Genomic DNA, 17,499 nt, shown 5'->3' with positions numbered 1-17,499 from the left:
GACCGTCGGTGTCAGGCCGCGTCTCGCTCCGCCGACATCGCGACGTTCGCACGTCCGCCGTCGACGTCGAGCGTCGTGCCGTGCACGAACACCGATTCGTCCGAGACGAGGTAGACGGCTGCCGCGGCGATGTCGGACGCCTCGCCCGCGCGGCCCGCGGGAGCATCGGCCATGATCGTGTCGGCGCTGTGCGGAGCATCCGGATCGGAGCCGAGCGGCCGGATCACGCCGGGGGAGACGCCCACCACTCGGATGCCGCGGGGCCCGAGCTCCGACGACCAGGCCCGCGTCAGCGCCTCCATCGCCGCCTTCGACGAGGAATAGAGCGGGCTCGACGGCACCGCGAGCCGCGCGACCCAGGAGCCGAGGTTGAGGATGACGCCGTGGCTCTTCGTGAGCGGTGCGACGAGAGCCTGCACCAGGTGGAACGGTGCCTTCACGTTCACGCCGTAGATCAGGTCGAACAGGTCGTCGCCGGCATCCTCCGTGGAGTGCCGCGGGTAGACGCCGGCGTTGTTGACGAGGATGTCGAGACGACCGCCGGTGAGCGCGAGCGTCTCGGTGGCGAGGGAGGTGCTGGCCGCCGGATCCCCGGTGAGATCGGCGCGCACGAAGTCGGCTCGCCCGCCGGCGTCGCGGATCTCCCGGACGACGTCGGCACCGCGATCGGCGTCGCGCCCCGAGACGATGACGTGGGCGCCCTCTGCGGCCAACGCGGTCGCGATGGCGCGTCCGATGTTGCTCGTCGAGCCCGTGACGAGAGCGGTCTTGTTCTGCAGTCTGTCTGTCATGCCGGTGACGGTACGCCGAAGATTCTGGACTCGCGAGTCCAGAAAGCGGGCAGGATGGGAGCATGACCCTCACCGCGAAAGGCCGTGCCACTCGAGAGCGCATCGTGGAGGCGACCGGCGCATACCTGCGCAGCGACGCCCCCGGCGAGATCACCCTCGACGACATCCGGGCGGTGACCGGGACCAGCAAGGGGCAGCTGTTCCATTACTTCCCCGGGGGCAAGGAGGAGCTGCTGCTCGCCGCCATCCGGCGCGAGGCCGATCGGGTGATCGACGATCAGCAGCCGCAGCTCGACGACCTCACCAGCCGGAGCGGCTGGGAGCGGTGGAGCACGGCGGTCGTCTCCCGCTATCGCGCACTCGGAGCGAACTGCCCGCTCGCCGCGCTGATGGACCAGGCTTCGACGCCCGGTGCCGCCGAGGTCATCTCCACGCTGCTCCTCGACTGGCGGGAGCGCCTCGCCCGCGGCATCCGGGCGATGCAGGGGGCGGGAGAGGCGCGGGCCGACGCGGATGCCGCGCGGGTCGCGGCATCCGTCATCGCCGGCATCCAGGGAGGGGTGCAGGTCCTGCGATCCACGGGAGAGACCGACACGCTCGAGGCCTCGCTCGCACTCCACCTGGAGTATCTGACCCGCTGAGGCGTCGAGTGCTCTTGCGGTCGACGGGCGACTCCTGGGAGCATCACCTGGTGACTTCAGCGAGCGTCGGGACCGAGGGCGTCGTCGACGTCGGCGAACTCCCTGACATGGACCGAGGGCGTCAGCTCTGCGAATGCGACCACGGCGGCGAGGAGGCCTACCAGGCCTGCGGACGCAAGGCCAAGTGGCGGGTCACGATCGACTGCGTCTGCGGCGAGGGTCATCCCCGGCGCGTCGAGATCCTCTGCTCACGCTGCATGCGCACCGCGCGGCAGACCTACGGACGCGAGGCGATCACCGTCCGCCACCTCTGACGACCACCTGTCTCAGCGGACGACGGCGGTCTGCGCCGCAAGCGCGAAGGCCGTCGCGCGATCCGGCTGCGCGCCGACGCCGCCGGGGCCCCGCGTGGACGCCGTTCCGCAGGCGACGGCGAACGCGATCGCGTCGTCGAGCGGCATGTCGAGCAGGCGGGCGGTGAGGAAGCCGGCCGCGAGCGTGTCGCCTGCACCGACGGTGTCCACGAGGTCGGAGTCGAGCGGCGGAACGCTCGCGCGGATCCGCTCGATGTCCTCGGCCGAGCGCCAGGCGGCGACCGCGCCGTCGGCACCGAGCTTCGCGACGACGACCGCGCTCTCCGGCATGACCGCGAGGAGCTCGGCGATCGCCGCGTCGATGTCGTCCGCTCGGGTGATGCCGGTCAATTCCTCCTCGTTCCCGAAGAAGACATCGACGTGCGGCATCAGGTCGAGGATGCCGGAGTCCCACCGCTCGTCCGGGTCGAAGTTGCCGTCGAGTGACGTGGTCACCCCGGCCGCCCGAGCGGCGCGGAAGAGCGCGGGTGCCTCGGCGTGCAGGTCGTGCTGGAGGAAGTAGCTGCCCACATGCAGGTGCGCGGCGGAGGCGAGGTCGTCGGCCGTGACGTCGGCGGCCCGGACAGTGCCGATCGAGCCCATCGATGTGAGGATGGCGCGATCGCCGTGCGGCCGCGTGAGATGCGTGGATGCGCCGGTGGGGAGCGCGGCGTCGACGCGCACGCCGGCGGTGTCGACCCGGCGCTCGCGCAGCTCGGTGTCGAGGAAGCGCCCGAACGTGTCGTCACCGCGCACGCTGATCAGCCGGGTGTCGATGCCGAGGGCGGCGGCTCCGCACGCCGTGATCGCCGACGAGCTGCCCATCGTCAACGTCGTGCGGGGAACGATCTGCTCGTGCTGCCCGAAGCGGATCTCGTCATCCACCTCGATGATCAGGTCGACGCAGAGCTCGCCGACGACGACCAGACGGCCTCTCGGTTCGTGCCCGGTCACGTGCGGCTAGCCGAGGAATTCTCGGGCCGCCGACGACAGCGCGGTCACGCCGACCTCGATGGTCGGGTGGATCTCCGGGGCGAAGAACGGCGAGTGGTTGGTCGGGATGTCCTTGTCCAGTCGGCCGGTCTCGACGGCCTCGGCGAAGCGCGCGGGGTCGACGCCGCCCCAGAACCAGAAGACCAGCGGCACACCGGCGTCCCGCGCGAACCACGAGACGTCCTCGCTGCCGGTGAACATGCCGGGATCGATGACGGATTCCTCGCCCAGTGCGCGCTGCAGGGCCGCGGTCACGCGCGCCGTGGCATCGTCGTCGTTGATGGTGGCCGGCAGGGTGTGCAGCGTGCGGATCTCGGGCTCGCGCTCCGCGCCGGAGGCGAGGGCCTCGGCGCGCACGATGCGCTCGACGCTCGCGAGTACCTTCTCGCGGGCCTGCTCGTTCGGGTAGCGCAGGCTCAGCTCGAGCGTCGCCTCGGCCGGGATGATGTTGTTCTTCAGGCCGGCGTGGATCGAGCCGACCGTCACGACGCCCACGCCCTGCGGGTCGATCTCGCGGGAGGCGATGGTCTGCAGTCGCATGACGGTCGCGGCGGCCATGACCACCGGATCGATCGTGGAGTGCGGGCGCGAGCCGTGCCCGCCCCGGCCGTGCAGGACCACCGTGAGACCGTCGGATGCCGCCATCTGCGTACCGCTGCGCACGCCGATGATCCCGGCGGGCAGCGGGGTGACGTGCTGTCCGAGCACGATGTCGGGCTTCGGGTAGCGGTCGAGGAGGCCGTCGTCGAGCATCGCCCGCGCGCCGGCGCCGTACTCCTCGGCCGGCTGGATCAGCACCACGAGCGTGCCCGACCAGTCGGCCCGCTCGGCGACCAGCTTCTCGACCGCGCCGATCATCGCGGTCACGTGCATGTCGTGCCCGCACGCGTGCATGACCGGGACGGTGTTGCCCGAGGGATCGACGCCCTTCGCCGTGCTCGCGTATGCCCGCCCGGTCTGCTCCTCGACGGGCAGCGCATCCATGTCCGCCCGCACCCACACGACCGGGCCGTCACCGTTCTGAAGGATTCCGACGACTCCGGTGACTCCGACGCCCTCTTCGACCTCGAGGCCCAGTTCGCGCAGGTGGGCGGCGGCGATGCCGGCGGTGCGCGTCTCCTGGAACGAGAGCTCGGGGTGCTGGTGCAGGTCGATGTAGAGCGCTTCGAGGTCGATCGTCATGGCCCCGAGCCTATCCCTGGGTGCTGCCGACGGATCCGCTATTCATATCACTTGACAGTCATATGAATGAAGGGTCATACTATCGTGATGACCGATGTCTTCGCCCTCGTCGCCGAACCCTCTCGGCGGCGGATCCTCGACGAACTCTCCGCGACTGACGGATTGCTCGTGGGGGACATCGTCGAGGCGACCGGGCTCTCGCAGTCGAACGTCTCGAAGCATCTGGGCGTCCTCCGGCAGGGAAACCTCGTCTACGGCATCCCCGAGGGCAAGGCCCGTCGGTATCGGATCGAACCGAGCGCGCTTGCGCCGATCGAAGAGTGGCTGGCGCCGTATCGGCGCAAGTGGACCGATGCGATCGAGTCCCTCGCTCGCCACCTGGATGAGACCCCGGAAAGGACCGACCATGGTCACTGAAGCGAGTGTCGACCGCACCGACCCGAGACGGCCGGTGCTGCTGCTCACCCGGCACCTGCCGCATTCGGTCGAGCGCGTCTGGAGATCGCTCATCGATTCGGAGGAGGCGAGTCGCTGGTTCCCCTGTCGAGTGGAGATCGAGCCGCGCGAAGGCGGCGTCATCTCCTTCATCTTCGATGGCGAAGCTCCCGAGATCTCTCACGTGAGCGAGTTCGATCCCCCGCATGCGCTCGCCTACGAATGGTCCGGCGAACATCTGCGCTGGACGGTCGAAGCCGATGGTGACGGGTGCATCCTGCGCCTGAGCAACACCATCATCGACCCCGACTCTGTGCCGCGGACGGCGGCCGGCTGGGACACGTGTCTCGATGATCTGCGGGCCCTGCTCGACGGCGAGGCGGGCGGGGGACGGTCGGGAGTCGACGAAGCCAAGATCGCCCACTATCGAGCCGAACTCGCGTAACGTCCGGACCGCGGCCGCGCCTGCTCGCCGGGATTGAGGCGTCGAGCGGGCGGACGTGTCACGCCTCGCGGGCGTAGGTCCCCAGCTCCGGTCCCGGATGCAGGACGCCGTTCACGATCGCGCGGATCGCGAACTCGCTCGCCTCTCCGAGTTCGATGACGCCGGGGTGCAGGAGCCACTGCAGCTGCAGCCCGTCCATGACGGCCAGGATGCCGGCGGATGCCGCGGCGATGCTCTGCGGGTCGTCCACGCCCTCCTGGGCGCAGAGCTCGTGGAACGCCGCCGTCACCTCGCGGCGCAGCGTCGTGTACCGCTCCTCGAAGTACTCCCGCCCGGGGTGGTCGTCGGTGACGGACTCGGAGGAGAGCACGGTGTACGCCTGCACGATGCCCGGGCGCTTCTCGTTGGCGAAGGCCGTGCGCACGAGGTGCAGGAAGAGCTCGGGCCCGCCGGGGATGTGCTTCTTCTCGAGTGCCGCCACATCCGCCTGGTCGCGGTAGGAGAGCACTTCGAGCAGCAGCTTCTGCTTGGAGCCGAAGTGGTGGAGCACGCCGGCGTGGGTGAGGCCGACCTGCTCGGCCACGTCGGCCAGCGTGCCGTTCGTCGACCCCTTGTTGCCGAAGATCTCGACCGCTGCGGTGAGGATCTGCTCACGCTTCGCGAGGGTCGACGGACGCACTCGCGACTTCTCGTCTGCCACCCGGTGCTCCTCTCCGACTCGTACTTGCCAATGAACTTACCAGTGGGTAACCTCGCAATCACTTACTTTCTCGCCAGTAAGTGAATGTCCCCCACGCAGCACAACGACCGTGCCCAAGGAGAAGCAATGAAGCTCAGGAAATCCCTGATCGCCGTCACGGCGATCACCGCCCTCGGAATCTCGGCCCTCGCGGGCTGCTCCGCCGGCGGAAACGACGACGCCGGCTCCGGCGATTCGGCCTCCCTCACCATCGCGAAGCCCGACGGCGCGATCACCACCGAGTCGAACAACCCGTTCGTCGGCGACTCGTCCGCCTCGAAGTACGGCTACGGCAAGGTCATCTTCGAGACGCTCGGCCTCGTCAACCAGACCGGCGACCGCGAGGTCACCCCGTGGCTGGCCGAGAGCATTGAATGGAACGACGACTACACCGCGGTCACCGTGGTCCCGCGCAAGGACGTCACCTGGAGCGATGGCGAGCCGTTCACCGCCGACGACATCGTCTTCACGTACGAGCTCGTCTCCACCCCGGCGCTCGACACCGCCGGCCTGCAGTTCGAGGGTGCGACGGTCGAGGGCGACGCCGTCACCCTGACCTTCGGCCAGTCGAAGTTCGTCAACCAGGCCCGCGTGCTGCACGTGCCGATCGTCCCCCAGCACATCTGGGAGAACCTCGACGATCCGGCAACGAACCCCGTCAAGGGCGACGACCTGGTCGGCACCGGCCCGTACGCGCTGTCGAACTGGTCGACCGAGTCGGTCACCCTCGAGGCGCGCGACGACTACTGGGGCGGCGACCTGGCCGTGCCCGAGCTGCACTACGTCTCGTACGGCGACAACACCGCGCTGACCACCGCGCTCGCCCAGGGCGAGGCCGACTGGGCGCAGGCGTTCATCCCGCAGATCGAGGAGCAGTTCCTCTCCGCCGACCCCGAGCACAACAAGTTCTGGGCCGCGCCGACGACCGGATCCGCGACGCTCTTCATGAACCTGCACCAGAAGCCGTTCGATGACCCCGCGTTCCGTCAGGCCCTCGCCTGGGTGATCGACCGCGACGCCTACGTCGACATCGCCCGCGAGGGTGCGAGCGAGCCGGTCTGGTCGGTCACCGGACTCTCCTCGATCCTCGAGGACGAGATCCAGCCCGAGTTCCAGGGCAAGGACTACTCGGTGGATGCCGAGAAGGCCCGCGGCGTGCTCGAAGCAGCCGGCTACACGTGGAGCGGCGACGCGCTCATCGATCCCGACGGCACGCCCGTCTCGTTCACGCTCTCGGTTCCGTCCGGATGGAGCGACTGGAACACCGCGCAGGAGCTGATCGCCGAAGACGTCTCCGAGTCCATCGGCGCCGAGGTGAAGATCGACATGCCCGACTGGGGCGGCTGGCAGGGCCCGCGCGATGACGGCTCGTTCTCGGCGATCATCCACTGGCTCGAGGACAGCGGCACCGCCTACGGTCTGTACACCTCGACGATGGACCCGCGCTGGATCTCGCCCGACGGCATCGCCGGCTTCAACTTCGGACGCTTCGAGGACCCGGCCGCGACGGAGGCGCTGAACACCTACGCGAACGCGGCATCCGATGAGGAGCGCACAGCGGCCCTCGACACCATGCAGAAGATCTTCGTCGAGCAGGTTCCGGCGATCCCGCTGGGTGCGCACCCGCTGCTCGGCGAGTTCAACACGCGGAACTACGTGGGCTGGCCGTCGGAGGAGGACCCGTACGCGTCGGCCGACCCGACGCAGCAGAACATCGTGCAGATCCTCACGAAGCTGAAGCCCGCCGAGTAACGCATCCGACGGGGAGCGTCGGCGGCTTCGACAGGCTCAGCCACCCAGCAGTGGGTCCCTGAGCCTGTCGAAGGGTCGGCGCCTCCCCCTCTGATCGATGAAGGACACACACCCATGTCAGACCCCCTCCTCTCCGTGCGCGACTTCTCGGTCGTGTACGACGTCGATCCTCCGGTCGAGGCGGTGACCGATGTCACCCTCGAACTGCAGCGCGGCGAGATCCTCGGACTCGCCGGCGAGAGCGGATGCGGCAAGACCACGCTCGCGTACGGCGTGCAGCGCCTGCTGCGCGCGCCGGCCGTCATCACCGGCGGAGACGTCATCTTCCACGATGTCGCCGGCGACGACGTCGACATCAACGCCCTCGACGTCGACGCGATGCAGCGTTTCCGCTGGGACAAGGTCTCGATGGTGTTCCAGGGGGCGATGAACGCCCTCAACCCGGTCGACACGATCGGCTCCCAGCTCGAGGACGTCTTCGAGATCCATCGCCCGGGGATGAACCGCCGCCAGCGCCGGGCCGAGGCCGAGGAGCTGCTCGAGATCGTGAAGGTCGGACGACAGCGCATGAGGTCGTTCCCGCACGAGCTCTCCGGCGGCATGCGCCAGCGCGTGATGATCGCCATGGCCCTCGCGCTGCGGCCCCAGCTCATGGTGATGGACGAGCCGACCACCGCGCTCGATGTGCTGGTGCAGCGCGAGATCATCAAGCAGATCTCCCAGCTGCGTCACGAGTTCGGCTTCTCGGTGATCTTCATCACCCACGACCTTCCCCTGCTCCTCGAGATCAGCGACCGGATCGCGATCATGCGCGAGGGGCGCATCATCGAGCTCGCGAGCGCCGAGGAGATCTGGCTGCGACCGCAGCACGAGTACACGAGGACCCTGCTGTCGTCGTTCCCCCGGCTGACCGGGGAGAGAGGGGTGCTGGTCCGATGACCACGCTCGAGTTCCGCGGCGTCACGAAGAGCTACAACGTCCGCGGTGCCGGACGCATCAAGGCGCTCGACGACGTCAGCTTCACGCTGACCTCGGGGCGGACGATCGGCCTCGTCGGCCAGTCCGGCAGCGGCAAGTCGACCATCGCGAAGATCCTCACGCAGCTCGAGACGCCCACCAGCGGCGAGGTGCTGCTCGACGGGCAGCCGATCCCGCGTCGTGGCAGGGGATTGCGGCGCTACCGGCAGCAGCTGCGCATGGTCTTCCAGGATCCCTTCGCCTCGCTCAACCCGTACCACTCGATCCGCTATCACCTCGAGCGGCCCATCAGACTCGACGCCGTCGTGCCGAAGAAGGACACCGACGCCGAGGTCCGTCGTCTGCTCGCCCGGGTGCGCCTCGATGCGGATGCCGTGATCGACCGCCGCCCGCACGAGCTCTCCGGCGGCCAGCGCCAGCGCGTCGCCATCGCCCGCGCGCTCGCCTCGCGCCCGTCGCTGCTCGTCGCCGACGAGCCGGTGTCGATGCTCGACGTCTCCATCCGCCTCGGCGTGCTGACCCTGCTCGCCGACCTGCAGCGCGAGGAGGGGCTCGGCGTGCTCTACATCACCCACGATCTCGCCACCGCCCGGCACTTCAGCGACGAGATCATGGTGCTCAATCAGGGGCGGGTCGTGGAGTACGGCACCGCCGACGACGTCATCCTCAACCCCCAGAATCCGTACACCCGCGAGCTGCGCGCGGCATCCCCCGACCCGGAGAAGCACTTCGCCCCGGCCGCATCGACCGGAGGTGCACTGTGAGCACGGCATTCCCCCAGCTCGACGACAACGATCTCGTCGCGAAGGACGCCCTCGAGGTCGGCACGACGGCGACGACCGCCGAGCGCACCCGCCGACCGGTGCCCTGGCGGTTCTTCGCCGGGCGCGCCGTCTTCTACCTCTTCACCCTCTGGGCCGCGCTCACGATCAACTTCTTCCTGCCGCGCTTCATGAAGGGCGACGCGGTGAGCTCGTACCTCGCGCGCAACCGCAACGTGAGCCCGGAGGCCGCCGACTCGCTCCGCATCCTGCTCGGCATCGACACCGACAAGTCGATCTGGCAGCAGTACCTCGAGTACTGGGGCATGCTGTTCCGCGGCGATCTGGGCATCTCGACCCTGCACGGTCTGCGCCCGGTCGGCGAGGTGCTGTCGGCGGCGCTGCCCTGGACGCTCGGCCTGGTCGGACTCGCCACGATCATCTCGTTCGCGATCGGCACGATCGGCGGTGCGATCGTCGGCTGGCGGCGCGGCAGCAGGCTCGACGCGCTGATCCCCATCACCACGTTCTTCAACACCATCCCGTACTTCTGGCTCGGCCTCATCGCGATCGCGATCTTCTCCTCGACGCTGAAGTGGTTCCCCTCCTCGCACGCCTACGACAAGGGACAGTCGCCGGAGTGGAGCCTCGACTTCATCGGCCAGGTGATCATGCACGGAACCCTCCCGGCGCTGACCATCATCATCGCCTCGCTGGGCGGATGGATGCTCGGCATGCGCAACATGATGCTGACCGTGCTCGACGAGGACTACATCACCGTCGCGCAGGCGAAGGGCATGCCGAACCGCCGCGTGCTGTGGGCCTACGCCGCCCGCAACGCCGTGCTGCCGCAGATCCAGAGCTTCGCCCTCTCGATCGGCTTCATCGTCGGCGGCACGATCGTGATGGAGATGGTCTTCAGCTACCCCGGTGTCGGCAAGCTGCTGCTCGACGCCACCAACGCCAAGGACTATGCGCTCATGCAGGGCGTGTTCCTCGTGATCACGCTCTCGGTGCTCGTCGCGAACATCCTCGCCGATGTCGTGTACGCCTACCTCGACCCGCGCACTCGTCAGACGGAGGCCTGAGATGACCGTTCCCACCACCGCCGGAACCACCGCCCCCGACGGATCGCCGGTCGTCTCGGGGATGCCGGAGACGGCGACCCTGCGTGCGCCGGCATCCGTCCCTCCGGAGCAGCGCACCTTCCGCTCGCAGCTCGCGCAGGCGTTCGCGATGTTCCGCAACCGCAAGTCGATCGCCGGGCTCATCATCCTCGGCGTGTTCGTCCTCGTCGCGATCCTCGCCGACTGGATCGCCCCCTACGGCGCGACCGAGAAGGACCGCTCGGCGCTGCGGCAGCCGCCGTCGTTCGAGCACTGGCTCGGCACCACCCACATGGGCGAGGACGTGCTCAGCCAGATCATCTTCGGCACCCGCGGCGTGATCGTCGTCGGCTTCCTCTCCGCCGCCATCGCCACGATCATCGCGATCACGATCGGGGTCATCTCCGGCTACGTGCGCGGCTGGAAGAGCGAGTCTCTCTCGGCGCTGACCAACGTGTTCCTGGTGATCCCCGGCATCCCGCTGATCATCATCATCGCGTCGCAGTTCGAGAACCCGCCGCTGATCGTGATCGCCGCCGTCCTCGGCCTGACCGGATGGGCGTGGGGCGCGAGAGTGCTGCGCGCGCAGACGATGTCGCTGCGCAATCGCGACTTCATCCAGGCGGCGCGCGCGAACGGCGAGCCCCTGCGCCGCATCATCACGGTCGAGATGCTGCCGAACCTCATGGCGCTCATCGCGTCGAGCTTCGTCGGAACCGTGACCGCTGCGATCCTGGGCCTCACCACGCTCGCCTTCATCGGCGTGATCCCGGTGAGCAACCTGAACTGGGGCACGATCCTGTTCTGGGCCCAGCAGAACGGCGCGTTCCCCCGGCTGTGGTGGTGGTACGTTCCCGCAGGTCTCTGCATCGCCATCATCGGCGTCGCGCTCTCGCTCATCAACTTCGGGATCGACGAGTACGTCAACCCGCGCCTGCGCTCGGCAGGCGAGCGGGCCAGGGCCATGAAGAAGAAGGGCCTGAACGTGAACGACGCGGTCACCGCCGTGCGCAGCATCCCGACCTCCCCGAAGACCGCGTCGTCTCCGAACACGACGAACACGACGAAGACACAGAACACGAAGTGATGACCTCTCCCACGCTGACGACCACCCTCCCGTACCGCGACCCCGCACTGCCGATCCCCGAGCGCGTCGCCGATCTCCTCGACCGGATGACGCTGGAGGAGAAGATCGGGCAGATGCTGCAGCTCGACGCGCGCGACGATCTCGACGACCACATCCTGCGCCGACAGGCAGGGTCCATCCTGCACACCTCGCCGGAGCGCATCCTGCGGGCGAACGAGCTGACGGCCGAGACCCGCCTGCGGATCCCGCTGCTCGTCGCCGAGGACTGCATCCACGGCCACTCGTTCTGGCCCGGTGCGACGATCTATCCCACGCAGCTCGGCATGGCGGCGTCGTGGGATGCCGGTCTGCTCGAGCGCGTCGCCCGCGCCACGGCGGAGGAGGTCGCCGTCACCGGCATCCACTGGACGTTCTCGCCGGTGCTCTGCATCTCGCGCGATCTGCGCTGGGGGCGGGTGAGCGAGACCTTCGGCGAGGACCCGTTCCTCATCGGCGAGCTCGCCAGTGCCATGGTGCGCGGCTATCAGGGCGACGGTCTCGACGATCCCACCGCGATCCTCGCGACGGCCAAGCACTTCGCCGGCTACTCCGAGACGCAGGGCGGGCGGGACGCGAGCGAGGCGGACATCTCCCGACGGAAGCTCCGGTCCTGGTTCCTCCCGCCGTTCGAGCGGGTCGCCCGTGAGGGCTGCCGGTCGTTCATGCTCGGGTACCAGACCATGGACGGGGTGCCGATCACGACCAACGAGTGGCTGCTCAGCGATGTGCTGCGCGGCGAGTGGGGCTACACGGGGACGCTCATCACCGACTGGGACAACGTCGGGCGCATGGTCTGGGAGCAGCGCATCCAGCCCGACATCGCGCACGCCGCCGCGGCGGCGGTGCGGGCCGGGAACGACATGATCATGACGACACCCGGATTCTTCGAGGGTGCTCTGGATGCCGTGGCGCAGGGGCTTCTCGCGGAGGACGCCTTCGACGCCGCGGCCGCGCGGATCCTCACGCTGAAGTTCGAGCTGGGGCTCTTCGAGGACCCGCGGCTCCCGGGAGCGGAGCTGGATGCCGTCGTCGGCAGCGCTGCGCACGCGGAGCTGAATCTCGAGACGGCCCGCCGCTCGATCGTGCTGCTCGAGAACGACGGCGTGCTGCCGCTCGACGCCACCGCTTCGCTCCGGGTCGCGGTCGTCGGCCCGCTCGCCGACGACGCGCAGACGCAGCTCGGCGACTGGGCGGGAGGGTCGGGACAGGCCGGCTGGCTCGACGGGCAGCCGCGCGACATGATCACGACCGTCCGCGACGGACTGGAGGGCATCGACGGCTGGAACGTCTCCTACGCCCGCGGCGCCGACATCCTCACCCTGGAGGAGGACCCGCAGGGCGCGTTCTTCCCGGACCACCAGCCGCGACCGCCGGTGGTGAAGCCGTGCGCGCCGGATGAGGCTCTGATCGCTGAGGCCGTCGCGGCGGCATCCGCCTCCGATGTGGTCGTCGCCGTCGTGGGCGACCGCATCGAGCTCGTCGGCGAAGGGCGATCGACCGCGACGCTCGAGCTCATCGGCGGGCAGAACGCCCTGCTCGACGCGGTGATCGCGACGGGCAAGCCCGTGGTCGTGGTGCTTCTCGCGTCGAAGCCGCTCGTGCTGCCGGCATCCGTGCAGCAGGCGGCCGCCGTGATCTGGGCGGCGAACCCGGGGATGCAGGGCGGGCGCGCGCTCGCCGAGATCATCTCCGGAGCCGTCGAGCCCTCGGGACGCCTGCCGATCTCGTTCGCGCGGCATGTGGGCCAGCAGCCGACCTACTACAACCAGATCCGCGGCCAGCACGGCGACCGCTACGCCGACCTCACCCAGTCGCCCGCGTGGGCGTTCGGGGAAGGGCGGTCGTACACGACGGTCGAGTACTCCGACCTCGCGCTCGAGTCGCCAGCGCTGGCGGTGGACGACACGATCGTCGGGCACATCACCGTGACGAACACGGGGGAGCGTCCGGTGCGCGAGACCGTGCAGGTGTACGTGCGGGATGCCGTGACCAGCGTGACCTGGACCGACAAGGAGCTCAAGACCTACCGCCAGGTCGACATCGAGCCGGGCGAGTCGGTGCGGGTGCGGCTGGAGCTGCCGGTCGCCGACTGCACGATCGTGGATGCCGCCGGCATCCGCGTCGTCGAGCCGGGGGCGTTCGAGCTGCTGGTGGGACCGTCGTCGCGGGACGAGGTGCTGCTGACCGCCGGGTTCGAGGTGGCCTGAGTCGCGCCGATTTGACCTCAAGTGCAGTTGAGGTTTTACGGTGGCACTGTGACCCGGACGAAGACCACCCGATGACCTATGTCATCGCCCTGCCGTGCGTCGATGTGAAGGACAAGGCCTGCATCGACGAGTGCCCCGTCGACTGCATCTACGAGGGTGAACGTTCGCTGTACATCCATCCGGACGAGTGCGTCGACTGCGGTGCCTGCGAGCCGGTGTGCCCGGTCGAGGCGATCTACTACGAGGACGACCTGCCCGGCGAATGGCAGGACTACTACAAGGCCAACGTCGAGTTCTTCGACGAGATCGGATCGCCGGGAGGCGCCGCCAAGACGGGGATGCTGTCGTTCGACCACCCCGTCGTCGCCGTCCTCCCACCCCAGGAGGCGCACGCATGACCATCACCGAACCGCGCATCGCCATCGTCGGGGCGGGACCCGCGGGCATCTACGCCGCCGACATCCTGCTCGGGCGCGTGCCGCACGCCTCGATCGACCTCTTCGAGAAGCTCCCCGCACCGTACGGCCTGGTCCGGTACGGCGTCGCCCCCGACCACCCGCGCATCCGCAGGATCACCGATGCGCTGCACGACGTGCTCGTGAACCCCCGGATCCGGCTGCGGTGCAACGTCGAGATCGGTGTCGACGTCACCGTCGACGCACTCCGCGCAGCCTACGACGGTGTGATCATCGCGACGGGCGCCGACCTCGACGTCGCCCTCGACATCCCCGGCATCGACCTGCCGGGATCGTTCGGTGCCGCGGAGTTCGTCGCCTGGTATGACGGCCACCCGGACACGACGCGCATCTGGCCGCTCACGGCCGAGTCGGTCGCCGTGCTCGGCGCCGGCAATGTCGCGCTCGATGTGACGAGGATCCTCGCCAAGCCCGCATCGGCGCTGATGCGCACCGATACCCCGGACGCGGTGCTCGACGGGCTCGCTGCGAGCCCGTTGCGCGACGTCCACCTCTTCGCCCGACGCGGTCCCGCCGACGTGCGCTTCTCCGCGATGGAGCTGCGCGAGCTCGCCGATCAGGAGGACGTCGATGTGATCGTCGACCCCGATGAGCTCGCGCTCGACGCGCACGCCGAGCGGATGATGGCGCAGTTCACGCAGCGTCGCATCATCGTGCGCACCCTGACCGAGTGGGCCGCGCTCGATCCCGCGAGCCGCACCGGCTCACGCCGCATCCACCTGCATCTGCGGCAGCGTCCGGTCCGGCTGCTCGGCAGCGACCGGGTCACCGGGATCGAGATGGAGCGCACGGCATCCGACGAGCTGGGCCGCTTGGTCGGCACCGGGAAGCTGCTGCGCTACGACGTCGGGGCCGTCTACCGTGCTGTGGGATATCGGTCGTCGCCGGTTCCCGGGGTGCCGTTCGCCGCAGATCCGGGCGTCGTGCCGCATGTCGAGGGCCGCGTCGTGGATGTCGACGGGTCACCCGTTCCGCGGCTCTACGCCACCGGCTGGATCAAGCGGGGTCCGGTCGGTCTCATCGGCTCGACCAAATCGGATGCCGCGCAGACGGTCTCCCACCTCGTGGACGATCTCGCGGTCGCCGACGTCGCACGCGAGGACCGCGACGACGACCCGATCGCTCACCTCGCGCGCGCCGTCGATCTCGACGGCTGGCTGCGGATCGACGCCGCGGAGCGCGGTGCCGGAGCCGAACGAGGACGCGAGCGCACCAAGATCGTCGATCGCTCGGAGATGCTCGCGCACGCCGGGCAGGGGCAGCGGATGGAGGTCGCTCGATGAGCACGGCACCCGTGCCCACGCCGGTCGGCGACGGGCTCAAGGCGGCCTTCCGCACACATCCCGCGGGTGTGGCGATCATCACGGCGAGCACCCCGGCGGGGCCGGTCGGGCTCACGGCGTCGAGCGTCGCCTCGGTGGCCGTCGACCCCGCCGCGATCGTCTTCTCGGTGACCCGGGCGACCGGCTCCGCCGGCGCGATCCTCGCAGCCGACTCCTTCGTCGTGCACCTCATCGACGACGAGCACTCCGCTCTCGCGCAGACGTTCGCGGTCAGCGGCTCCGAGCGCTTCACGACGGAGCAGGGATGGGCGACGCTCCCGACCGGTGAGCCGCACCTCGCCGGAGCCCGCGTCGCGCTGCGCTGCCGCCCCATCCAGACCGTCCCGGTCGGCTCGTCGACCGTGGTCATCGCCGAGGTGCTCGAGGTGCTTCCCGGAACCGCCGGGCGGCCGCTCGTCTACCTCGACCGCCGCTTCCATCCGCTGCCGCACGACACCCACCTCTGAAAGGAAGACATCATGTCCGCTCTCTACACGCTCCCCGAGCTCCCGTACGACTACTCCGCTCTCGAGCCGCACATCTCCGGCAAGATCATGGAGCTGCACCACTCGAAGCACCACCAGGCCTACGTCACCGGCGCGAACACCGCACTCGAGCAGCTCGCGGCCGCACGCAGCGCCGGCGACCTCGCGAACGTGAACAAGCTTGAGAAGGACCTCGCGTTCAACCTCGGCGGCCACATCAACCACTCGGTGTTCTGGCAGAACCTCTCGCCCGAGGGCGGCGGGGCTCCCGAGGGCGAGCTCGAAGCCGCGCTCGTCGACGCGTTCGGGTCGATCGATGCCTTCCGCGCGCACTTCACCGCCACCGCGCTCGGCGTGCAGGGCTCGGGCTGGGCCGTTCTCGCCTGGGATTCCGTGGGAGCACGACCGGTGATCTTCCAGCTGTTCGACCAGCAGGGCAATGCCCCGCTCGGCGTGACGCCGCTTCTGCAGCTCGACGTGTGGGAGCACGCCTACTACCTCGACTACCTCAACGTGCGCGCCGACTACGTGAAGGCGTTCTGGGAGCTCGTGAACTGGCCCGACGTGCAGCGCCGCTTCGAGACCGCCCGCGCTGCGAAGGGCCTCATCGTCGCATCATGACCTGACCGCTTCTGCCGGGTCGGCGGAACAGCTCAGACGAGTCGGGCGGTCGTCCCGCGCACGTTCAGCTCGTACGGCAGGGCGGCCGGGATGCGCACGGCATCCGGCTCGGAGAGCTTCGCGAGCACGGCATCCGCCGCTCGCTCCCCCTGGCCGAGCGGGAACTGGTCGACGGTCGTGAGTCGGAAGAACTCCCCGAGCTCATGCCCGTCGATGCCCACGATCGACAGGTCGTCCGGCACGCCGAAGCCCAGGTCGCGGGCAGCGAGAAGCGCACCGATCGCCATCTCGTCGGATGCGGCGAACACGGCGGTCGGGCGGGGCCCCGGGCGGCCGAGCAGCTGCTTGGCCGCCCGATAGCCACCCTCGACCGTGAAGTCCGCGGGCTCCAGGAAGGCGGGGTTGAGGGGGATGCCGGCCTTCGCCAGCGCCCGCTCGAAACCCAGTCGTCGGTTGGTCGGGATATGGAAGTCGAGGTCGAACTCGGGGTTCGCCCCGATGTGCGCGATGTCGGTGTGGCCGAGTCCGATGAGGTGCTCGGTGGCCAGCTGCGCCACGGCGACGTCGTCGACCGTCAGGGTGTCGAGCTTCGGGTTCGGTCCGCCGATCGCGATGACCGGGAGTCCGAGCTCGAGCAGGTACTGCGTCTCGTCCTCGTCGAGCTCGATCGACACCGCGATCACGGCATCCACCCGCTGACGGCGCAGGAACGTGTCGAACACGTGCCGACGCACGTCCTTGTCGGCGGTGATGTTGTAGAGCGTGATGTCGTAGCCCTCGCGCATCAGGGCAGCCGAGACCCCGGACAGCACGGTGCTGAAGAACCAGCGGTCGAGGAACGGCACCACGACGCCGATGTTCCGCGTGCGCCCCGAGGCGAGGCTCGAGGCCCGCGAGGAGACGACGTAGCCGAGCGTCTGCGCTGCCGCCTGCACACGCTCCCTGGCGGACGCGGAGACCTGCCCGCGGCCGCTCAGAGCGCGCGAGACGGTCGCCGTGGAGACCCCGGCGAGCCGGGCCACCTCATCGATGCTCGCCATGCGGTTCCTCCGTCGGATCCTGTTCCGGTCGCGATAACTGTCGGCT

The 17,499-nt window shown here is 69.2% G+C and carries 19 protein-coding genes; 14 read left to right on the top strand and 5 right to left on the bottom strand.

Translation table 11 applies throughout. From position 1 onward, the window contains the following. Window positions 1-11: 11 nt before the first annotated feature. Window positions 12-791 carry an SDR family NAD(P)-dependent oxidoreductase gene (locus LBN7_RS07475; protein WP_407361407.1) on the bottom strand — a complete coding sequence of 260 codons (780 nt, stop codon included), beginning with the start codon at window positions 789-791 and terminating at the stop codon, window positions 12-14. Window positions 792-853: 62 nt separating this feature from the next. Between LBN7_RS07475 and LBN7_RS07470 the strand changes: the two genes are divergently transcribed. After that, window positions 854-1,432 (top strand): TetR/AcrR family transcriptional regulator, encoded by a 579-nt coding sequence (locus LBN7_RS07470; protein ID WP_407361406.1) that lies wholly within the window; start codon window positions 854-856, stop codon window positions 1,430-1,432. Between the two features lie 50 nt (window positions 1,433-1,482). Continuing rightward, on the top strand, window positions 1,483-1,746 hold the full coding sequence (locus LBN7_RS07465) for a hypothetical protein (RefSeq protein ID WP_407361405.1): 264 nt from the start codon (window positions 1,483-1,485) through the stop codon (window positions 1,744-1,746). A gap of 12 nt (window positions 1,747-1,758) precedes the next feature. Here LBN7_RS07465 and LBN7_RS07460 read toward each other — a convergent pair whose 3' ends face one another. Next, window positions 1,759-2,739 (bottom strand): carbohydrate kinase family protein, encoded by a 981-nt coding sequence (locus LBN7_RS07460; protein ID WP_407361404.1) that lies wholly within the window; start codon window positions 2,737-2,739, stop codon window positions 1,759-1,761. Between the two features lie 6 nt (window positions 2,740-2,745). Next, window positions 2,746-3,960: an amidohydrolase gene (locus LBN7_RS07455; protein WP_407361403.1), complete on the bottom strand. Its 1,215-nt coding sequence runs from the start codon at window positions 3,958-3,960 to the stop codon at window positions 2,746-2,748. 87 nt (window positions 3,961-4,047) lie between these two features. On the opposite strand from LBN7_RS07455, the gene LBN7_RS07450 reads away from it, so the two are divergent. Both LBN7_RS07450 and LBN7_RS07445 read left to right on the top strand, forming a co-directional pair. Continuing rightward, window positions 4,048-4,377, top strand: coding sequence for a metalloregulator ArsR/SmtB family transcription factor (locus LBN7_RS07450; protein WP_341946572.1), 330 nt, complete (start codon window positions 4,048-4,050; stop codon window positions 4,375-4,377). Continuing rightward, window positions 4,367-4,840 (top strand): SRPBCC family protein, encoded by a 474-nt coding sequence (locus tag LBN7_RS07445; protein ID WP_407361402.1) that lies wholly within the window; start codon window positions 4,367-4,369, stop codon window positions 4,838-4,840. Before LBN7_RS07450 ends, LBN7_RS07445 begins: the two co-directional genes overlap by 11 nt. Before the next feature lie 58 nt (window positions 4,841-4,898). Here the strand turns inward: LBN7_RS07445 and LBN7_RS07440 are convergent, their stop codons facing one another. Further along, complete coding sequence (locus tag LBN7_RS07440) at window positions 4,899-5,540, bottom strand: TetR/AcrR family transcriptional regulator (RefSeq protein WP_341946570.1); 642 nt, start codon at window positions 5,538-5,540, stop codon at window positions 4,899-4,901. A 126-nt stretch (window positions 5,541-5,666) separates the two neighbouring features. On the opposite strand from LBN7_RS07440, the gene LBN7_RS07435 reads away from it, so the two are divergent. From LBN7_RS07435 to LBN7_RS07390, 10 genes are all read left to right on the top strand, one after another. After that, window positions 5,667-7,331: an ABC transporter substrate-binding protein gene (locus LBN7_RS07435; protein ID WP_407361401.1), complete on the top strand. Its 1,665-nt coding sequence runs from the start codon at window positions 5,667-5,669 to the stop codon at window positions 7,329-7,331. 114 nt (window positions 7,332-7,445) lie between these two features. Continuing rightward, window positions 7,446-8,270 carry an ABC transporter ATP-binding protein gene (locus LBN7_RS07430; protein WP_407361400.1) on the top strand — a complete coding sequence of 275 codons (825 nt, stop codon included), beginning with the start codon at window positions 7,446-7,448 and terminating at the stop codon, window positions 8,268-8,270. Then, entirely contained in the window at window positions 8,267-9,073 is an 807-nt protein-coding gene (locus LBN7_RS07425; protein ID WP_407361399.1) for an ABC transporter ATP-binding protein, read from the top strand. Before LBN7_RS07430 ends, LBN7_RS07425 begins: the two co-directional genes overlap by 4 nt. Further along, window positions 9,070-10,158: an ABC transporter permease gene (locus LBN7_RS07420; RefSeq protein WP_116635984.1), complete on the top strand. Its 1,089-nt coding sequence runs from the start codon at window positions 9,070-9,072 to the stop codon at window positions 10,156-10,158. Before LBN7_RS07425 ends, LBN7_RS07420 begins: the two co-directional genes overlap by 4 nt. Window position 10,159: 1 nt before the next feature. After that, the gene (locus LBN7_RS07415) at window positions 10,160-11,263 is read left to right on the top strand and encodes an ABC transporter permease (RefSeq protein ID WP_407361398.1); all 1,104 of its coding nucleotides are present in this window, start codon (window positions 10,160-10,162) and stop codon (window positions 11,261-11,263) included. After that, the gene (locus LBN7_RS07410) at window positions 11,263-13,509 is read left to right on the top strand and encodes a glycoside hydrolase family 3 N-terminal domain-containing protein (protein WP_407361397.1); all 2,247 of its coding nucleotides are present in this window, start codon (window positions 11,263-11,265) and stop codon (window positions 13,507-13,509) included. The genes LBN7_RS07415 and LBN7_RS07410 overlap by 1 nt, the downstream gene beginning before the upstream one ends. Before the next feature lie 71 nt (window positions 13,510-13,580). Continuing rightward, entirely contained in the window at window positions 13,581-13,907 is a 327-nt protein-coding gene (fdxA, locus tag LBN7_RS07405; RefSeq protein ID WP_341946566.1) for a ferredoxin, read from the top strand. Next, on the top strand, window positions 13,904-15,268 hold the full coding sequence (locus LBN7_RS07400; RefSeq protein ID WP_407361396.1) for an FAD-dependent oxidoreductase: 1,365 nt from the start codon (window positions 13,904-13,906) through the stop codon (window positions 15,266-15,268). The genes fdxA and LBN7_RS07400 overlap by 4 nt, the downstream gene beginning before the upstream one ends. Beyond that, window positions 15,265-15,774, top strand: a complete 510-nt coding sequence (locus LBN7_RS07395; RefSeq protein ID WP_116635980.1) for a flavin reductase family protein — start codon at window positions 15,265-15,267, stop codon at window positions 15,772-15,774. Before LBN7_RS07400 ends, LBN7_RS07395 begins: the two co-directional genes overlap by 4 nt. A 12-nt stretch (window positions 15,775-15,786) precedes the next feature. Then, the gene (locus tag LBN7_RS07390; RefSeq protein WP_341946564.1) at window positions 15,787-16,413 is read left to right on the top strand and encodes a superoxide dismutase; all 627 of its coding nucleotides are present in this window, start codon (window positions 15,787-15,789) and stop codon (window positions 16,411-16,413) included. Window positions 16,414-16,445: 32 nt separating this feature from the next. Here the strand turns inward: LBN7_RS07390 and LBN7_RS07385 are convergent, their stop codons facing one another. Beyond that, window positions 16,446-17,453 (bottom strand): LacI family DNA-binding transcriptional regulator, encoded by a 1,008-nt coding sequence (locus tag LBN7_RS07385; RefSeq protein ID WP_116635978.1) that lies wholly within the window; start codon window positions 17,451-17,453, stop codon window positions 16,446-16,448. Window positions 17,454-17,499: the final 46 nt, after the last annotated feature.

The sequence above is a fragment of the Microbacterium sp. LBN7 genome (assembly GCF_045690345.1).
Classification (GTDB): domain Bacteria; phylum Actinomycetota; class Actinomycetes; order Actinomycetales; family Microbacteriaceae; genus Microbacterium.
Note: the sequence above shows the minus strand (reverse complement) of the source record. Positions and strands in the feature narration are given on the sequence as shown.

Coding starts and splice junctions, on each gene's coding strand:
- LBN7_RS07435 (WP_407361401.1), top strand. CDS start 5,667: ATGAAGCTCAGGAAATCCCTGATCGCCGTCACGGCGATCACCGCCCTC.
- LBN7_RS07410 (WP_407361397.1), top strand. CDS start 11,263: ATGACCTCTCCCACGCTGACGACCACCCTCCCGTACCGCGACCCCGCA.
- LBN7_RS07475 (WP_407361407.1), bottom strand. CDS start 791: ATGACAGACAGACTGCAGAACAAGACCGCTCTCGTCACGGGCTCGACG.
- LBN7_RS07395 (WP_116635980.1), top strand. CDS start 15,265: ATGAGCACGGCACCCGTGCCCACGCCGGTCGGCGACGGGCTCAAGGCG.
- LBN7_RS07390 (WP_341946564.1), top strand. CDS start 15,787: ATGTCCGCTCTCTACACGCTCCCCGAGCTCCCGTACGACTACTCCGCT.
- LBN7_RS07455 (WP_407361403.1), bottom strand. CDS start 3,960: ATGACGATCGACCTCGAAGCGCTCTACATCGACCTGCACCAGCACCCC.
- fdxA (WP_341946566.1), top strand. CDS start 13,581: ATGACCTATGTCATCGCCCTGCCGTGCGTCGATGTGAAGGACAAGGCC.
- LBN7_RS07450 (WP_341946572.1), top strand. CDS start 4,048: ATGACCGATGTCTTCGCCCTCGTCGCCGAACCCTCTCGGCGGCGGATC.
- LBN7_RS07415 (WP_407361398.1), top strand. CDS start 10,160: ATGACCGTTCCCACCACCGCCGGAACCACCGCCCCCGACGGATCGCCG.
- LBN7_RS07470 (WP_407361406.1), top strand. CDS start 854: ATGACCCTCACCGCGAAAGGCCGTGCCACTCGAGAGCGCATCGTGGAG.
- LBN7_RS07425 (WP_407361399.1), top strand. CDS start 8,267: ATGACCACGCTCGAGTTCCGCGGCGTCACGAAGAGCTACAACGTCCGC.
- LBN7_RS07400 (WP_407361396.1), top strand. CDS start 13,904: ATGACCATCACCGAACCGCGCATCGCCATCGTCGGGGCGGGACCCGCG.
- LBN7_RS07385 (WP_116635978.1), bottom strand. CDS start 17,453: ATGGCGAGCATCGATGAGGTGGCCCGGCTCGCCGGGGTCTCCACGGCG.
- LBN7_RS07430 (WP_407361400.1), top strand. CDS start 7,446: ATGTCAGACCCCCTCCTCTCCGTGCGCGACTTCTCGGTCGTGTACGAC.
- LBN7_RS07445 (WP_407361402.1), top strand. CDS start 4,367: ATGGTCACTGAAGCGAGTGTCGACCGCACCGACCCGAGACGGCCGGTG.